Here is a 3,633-nt window from a genome sequence, read left to right on the forward strand (position 1 = left end):
GGTCAACGTGCATTCGGGCGAGATTATACCCGGCACCGACCTTGCCATCGTCGCCGGGCGCTTCGCCTATTGCGGGCCCAACGCCTCGTACGCCATCGGCAAGGGAACCAAGGTTGTCGACGCCGGCGGGCGCTATCTCGTGCCCGGCCTGTGCGACGCGCATATGCACGTAGAAAGCGGCATGGTCACGGTCACGGAATTCTGCCGCGCGGTGATCCCGCACGGCACCACCTCCATGTTCGTAGACCCGCACGAGATCGCCAACGTGCTCGGCCTGGAGGGCGTCAGGCTGATGCATGACGAAGCGATGGCGATGCCGGTCAATGTCCATGTGCAGATGCCGAGCTGCGTTCCCTCCGCGCCCGGCCTTGAAAACGCCGGCGCGGCGCTCAGGGTCGCCGATGTAGCGGAGGCGATGAGCTGGGAAAACATCATCGGTCTCGGCGAGGTCATGAACTTTCCCGGCGTGATCGCCAACGACCCGGTGATGGCCGGCGAGATCGCCGAAACGGTGAAAGCCGGCAAGACCGTCGGCGGCCACTACGCCTCGCGCGATCTCGGCCTGCCTTTCCACGGCTATGTCGCCGGCGGCCCCGAGGACGACCACGAAGGCACGCGCGTCGAGGACGCCATTGCCCGCGTGCGGCAGGGCATGAAGGCGATGCTCCGCCTCGGTTCGGCCTGGTACGATGTCGCGACGCAGATCAAGGCGGTGACGGAGGAGGGGATCGACCCGCGCAATTTCATCCTCTGCACCGATGACAGCCATTCCGGCACGCTGGTGCATGACGGCCATATGGACCGCGTCGTGCGCCACGCCATCGCGCAAGGGCTGAAGCCGGTCACCGCGATCCAGATGGCGACGCTGAACACGGCGCAGCACTTCCGCCTCGAGCGCGAACTCGGCTCGATCGCACCGGGCCGGCTCGCCGATTTTCTCATCGTCTCGGACCTCGCCGAAATGAAGATCGACGAGGTTTACGGCCGCGGCGCGCGCCTGGCCAAGGGCGGCAAGCTCGAAATCGACATCCCCGCCTACGATTACCCGAAGAGCGCCCGCAACACCGTCAAGCTCGGCCGCAAACTGAAAGCCGCCGACTTCGACGTCCCCGCGCCGAAAGGCGCAACGGAAGTAAAGGTCCGCGTCATCGGCGTCATCGAGAATCAGGCGCCGACGCGCGCACTCGAAGCCGAGCTGCCGGTCGAGAAGGGACTGGTGGCCATGGACCGCCGCAACGACGTCTGCCAGATCGCGCTGGTCGAGCGGCATCGCGGCACCGGCGGCGTCACCAACGGTTTTGTCTCGGGCTTCGGCTATATGCAGGACTGCGCCATGGCTTCGACGGTCGCGCATGACAGCCACCACATGATCGTCGTCGGCACCGATAAGGACGATATGGCGAAAGCCGCCAACCGCCTCGGCCAGGTTGGCGGCGGCGTCGTCATGTTCTCCAAGGGAAAGGAACTGGCGCTGGTCGAGATGCCGATCGCCGGCCTGATGTCGGACGAGCGCGCTGAAATCGTCGCGGCCAAGGCCGAGAAGCTGACCGAGGCGATGCGCGCCATGGGTTGCTCGCTCAACAACGCCTACATGCAGCACTCGCTGCTGGCGCTGGTGGTGATCCCGGAGCTGCGCATTTCGGATGTCGGCATCATCGACGTGACCAAATTCGAGAAGGTCGATCTGTTCGTCTAACGATGCGGTTCAGCTGTTCTACCTGCCTTACGCGCGGAGACACAAAGTTATTGGACGCCGCCACGGCCCGCCCTAGCCTTACGCGCGGAGCGGACTTCAGTCGGAGGAAATCATGAAACGCATGCCGAAATTCCTGCTCGGCGCGGTGTCGGCGCTGGCCGTCGGCGCACTGCCCATCAATCTCGATTCGGTCATATCAGGCGGCTTCGAACCCGCCGCCGCTTATGCCAAGGACGGGAACGGTGGCGGCAACGGAAATGGTGGCGGCAACGGCGGTGGAAATGGCGGCGGCAACGGCAAGGGCGCTTCCGGCGGCGAGCGCGGCAAATCGGCCGATGCAAAGGGCCATACGAAAGCATCCGGCAAGACGGCCGGCAGCGTGTTCGGTTCGGTGTTCGGCAAGGAGCGGTCGCGCATAAAGGGACCGAGCGCCAAGACATCGTCAGTGAAGACGAAAACGGCGAAATCGTCGAACAAGGCGGTGAAGATGGCGGCGCTGCCGGCCAACGCGCCCCTGCCTGACGCGAAGCCGAAGAATTTCAACGCCAAGCTCGCCCGGCTCAACTCGCTGAAGCGCAATTATCATGCCTACCTCAACAGCCAATCGCCGCACATGGCCGCCATCCGGGACTTCGTGATGGCGTCGGCCGAGTTCGACCTTGCGCAGGAGAACGTGGCTGAAGCGACGGCTGCGCTGGCCGAGGCCCAGGCCGATTTCGCCGCCGCGGTAAACGCCGCAGCTCTGGACCCCTATGACGATGCGGTGGGTGTCTACGACAATCCTACGGTCGACAGCCTGGAGGATCGGCTCGCGGATCTGAACGCCGCCGCGGCCACGGTAGCGCCGGAGGATGAAACTGCCTTGGATGCCGAGATTGCCGCGGCCGAAGGCCTGCTCGACAGCGCCGAGGCCACCGCCGTGGCCGATGCGGAAACATCGCTTGACGATGCGGAACTTGCGGCGGAAACCGCGGCAGTCGGTACCGACGACGAAGCGCTTAGGGCGGCGCTGCTCGACGCCGCCAACGACAACCGAGTCGCCGAATATGGCGACGACTATGTCGACCAGGAAATGATGGACTGGGCCAAGGATCTGCTCGGCGTCGGCGATGCCGTCGGCAAGATCGACGAGGTCCGCGAGACTCTGGAGCCCGCCAGCGAATAGCGCTCGAACAGTCCCGTTCCGGCAGCGGAACGGGACTTCCCTGTTCAAAACGCAATCGGAGGGCGGCAAAAACCGCTCTCCAGTTGCATTCGAATACGGTCGGAGTATCCTCTCATTTGGGCGCAAGACGCGCCTGAAATAGCAAGGGGTGGCTGGCATGTCCGAGGCAATGCATCCGGCGGCGCCTCATTATCTTCCGTCTTTCATAACGGCCCCCGGCGAAACGGACGTTCTGTTCACGGTGACTGTCATCGTCTTTGTATTAGCCGTGATGGGGATAGGCAGTCTGTACTTCTGGCTCCACTCCTTGCCGGAACGCATCTCCCACGGCGCCAGCCAACGCCAGTTTCAGTTGGTGGGGGCATTGGCGCTGCTGGCGCTGTTCACCCATATCAATGCATTCTGGGTTGCCGCATTGCTGCTGGCGCTCATTCCCGTGCCCGATTTCTGGACTCCCCTGGCCAGCATGGCCGACTCGCTCGCCAGAATGGCGACGGGGCGGTCTCGTTCTGCGGAAGCGCCATCGGAGCAGGCGCCCGAGGTGCTCGTGAACTACACGCCGGTCAAGGTCGAGATCGCACGTCCGCCGGAGCCGAAAGAGACAGCCAAGAACGGTCTTCCTGACGAACCTGCCAAGGCGCACGCGCCGGAATCATCCCATCAACTTCAGGGCGCGCCGACGGAAGGGCTCGAGCGATGATCGAAGTTCTGCTTTGTTCCGTCGTGACCATCCTGCCCGACTTTCTCGTCCGGCGTTTCGTACAGGGAAAGA

3 protein-coding genes are annotated in these 3,633 nt (G+C 63.9%); all 3 read left to right on the forward strand.

Annotated elements, in window-relative coordinates:
- Window positions 1-1,696, forward strand: a 1,696-nt coding sequence (ade, locus tag MAXJ12_RS20485; protein WP_008837887.1) for an adenine deaminase, incomplete at its 5' end; no start/stop codon positions are given.
- A gap of 112 nt (window positions 1,697-1,808) precedes the next feature.
- On the forward strand, window positions 1,809-2,861 hold the full coding sequence (locus MAXJ12_RS20490; protein ID WP_008837888.1) for a hypothetical protein: 1,053 nt from the start codon (window positions 1,809-1,811) through the stop codon (window positions 2,859-2,861).
- Between the two features lie 157 nt (window positions 2,862-3,018).
- Window positions 3,019-3,561 (forward strand): hypothetical protein, encoded by a 543-nt coding sequence (locus MAXJ12_RS20495; RefSeq protein WP_008837889.1) that lies wholly within the window; start codon window positions 3,019-3,021, stop codon window positions 3,559-3,561.
- The last annotated feature ends 72 nt before the right edge of the window (window positions 3,562-3,633 follow it).

The organism is Mesorhizobium alhagi CCNWXJ12-2 (assembly GCF_000236565.1).
Taxonomy (GTDB): Bacteria; Pseudomonadota; Alphaproteobacteria; order Rhizobiales; family Rhizobiaceae; genus Allomesorhizobium; species Allomesorhizobium alhagi.